The organism is Geobacillus proteiniphilus, from assembly GCF_001908025.1.
Classification (GTDB): Bacteria; Bacillota; Bacilli; order Bacillales; family Anoxybacillaceae; genus Geobacillus; species Geobacillus proteiniphilus.
In genome coordinates, this window is record NZ_MQMG01000113.1 from 1 (window position 1) to 1,792 (window position 1,792).

General features: G+C 50.4%; 1 protein-coding gene. It reads right to left on the reverse strand.

Annotation, left to right across the window (positions count from 1 at the left end):
- Window positions 1-106 precede the first annotated feature (106 nt).
- Window positions 107-1,657, reverse strand: a complete 1,551-nt coding sequence (locus BRO54_RS18735) for an IS1182 family transposase (protein ID WP_139268097.1) — start codon at window positions 1,655-1,657, stop codon at window positions 107-109.
- Between the last annotated feature and the right edge of the window lie 135 nt (window positions 1,658-1,792).

Genomic DNA, 1,792 nt, shown 5'->3' on the forward strand with positions numbered 1-1,792 from the left:
CTGACCCAAAAGTCCGCCAAAAAGCGGACTTTTGGAGTCAGCCCTCTTTGGTTTTTGTATATTTTACCAAACGGAAGAAAATTCCGACTCTGTTCACCCCCCTGATTTACGCCACCAAGGACAATTGCTTGTCCCTAGCGGCTTTTTTGAGAAGATTGTGGGCAGCACAAATCAGCCCCCATTCGATGGAAACTTTTTGGAGGCCTCGCAGGACAAAGCGACGAAACCCGCGATTTTGTTTGATTTGCCCAAACACACTCTCAATGTCGGTTTTGCGTTGGCGGTATCGGGCTTGCCCTTCTTCACTCTCCAGCCGTTCGCGGGCTTTCTGTTTTTGTTCATGATAGACGGGGTTCCATTGCGTGGTTCGTCCATACTTGGAAGTCGTGCAGGCCGAACGGAACGGACATCCTTCGCATTCATGGCATTGGTAGTGTCGGGTGACCGAGGTGTATCCTGATTCCGTGGTCTGTTTCGAAGTTCCGGTGCGAACCAGCTTTTTCCCATTCGCGCAAATCCAAACGTCTTCTTCTTCCACATAGGTCCAATTCTGCTGATGATGCGGATTTTTCTTGACCTTGCGCGTGTTCTCCTTCTCATACGTATGGTACTTGATCAAGGCCGATATGTGCTTCTCTTCCAGCTTCACGTAGTTCTCTTCCGAGCCATAGGCCGCGTCAGCGATCAAACGTTCGGGTTCCACGCCGTACTTCTCTCGAACGGTCTCCAAATGCGGGAGAAGACAACGAGTGTCGCCCGGCCTCTGATGAAGGGAATACCCCAAAATAAATTGGCCGGAAGAACCCGCCTGTACGTTATAGGCCGGCTTGAGCTGGCCGTTTCGCATGTGATCCTCCTTCAACCGCATGAAGGTGGCATCCACATCGGTCTTGGAATAGCTGTTGCGATCCCCGCATACATGGAGTTGGTGTTCATACTTTTCACTGCGAGGCAAGTAGTCCTCCTTCATCTTCTTGACGGCCTTCTTCAACGGTTGGTTGTCCGGCTCGGCCTCCAACCGTTTTTCCCACTCCTCGGTTTTCTTTCGGATTTCTTCTGACGTAAAGGCAGGCGAAGCGTCGATTTCTTCCGCCTTTTCTTCTTCCACGATCGCCTCGATCTGGGCAATCAGCCGATCGACATTGGCTTGGAGTTTCTCCTGGTACTTCTCAGCCGATTTGCGCCAAACGAAGGTGTACCGGTTGGCATTCGCTTCAATTTTCGTTCCATCCACAAAATAGTCTTCCATCTTGACATAGCCGTCGGCCACGAGCAGCGTGATCATTTCCCGGAACAGGTCGTCAATCAGGTCTTTCATCCGCTCCGAACGAAACCGATTGATGGAGCGGAAGTCCGGCTTTTGAAATCCACTTAGCCACATGAGGGGAAGGTGGACTTCGAGCTGCCGTGCAATCTCACGGCCATGATACATTTTTTGGGTGTAAGCGTAAAGGAGAATTTTGGTCATCATTTTCGGATGATAGGCGGAGGTGCCCCCTCCTTTGTAGTAAGGAAGAAACGTCTCCATCGGGATGCGTTCAACCATCTCATGAACCACGTGGGCCATGTTATCCCGCGGAATGAGATCGGCGATGTTGCTTGGCAAAGAGAGGTTGTCCATGGTATACTCTTTAAAGGAAATATGATCATGTTTCATAAAAGAATCGCCCTTCTTTCGGTGGTAGTGGTTTCGGTGACTCTATTCTACCAGAAAAAAGGGCGATTCTTCTATATTTGGGGCAAAAAAGTGGGGGCTGATCCCAAAACGCATTCGCGTTTTGGGTCAGCCCCC

Bases quoted from the DNA above. Each gene is read 5' to 3' on its own strand.
- BRO54_RS18735 (WP_139268097.1), bottom strand. From the start codon at position 1,657: ATGAAACATGATCATATTTCCTTTAAAGAGTATACCATGGACAACCTC.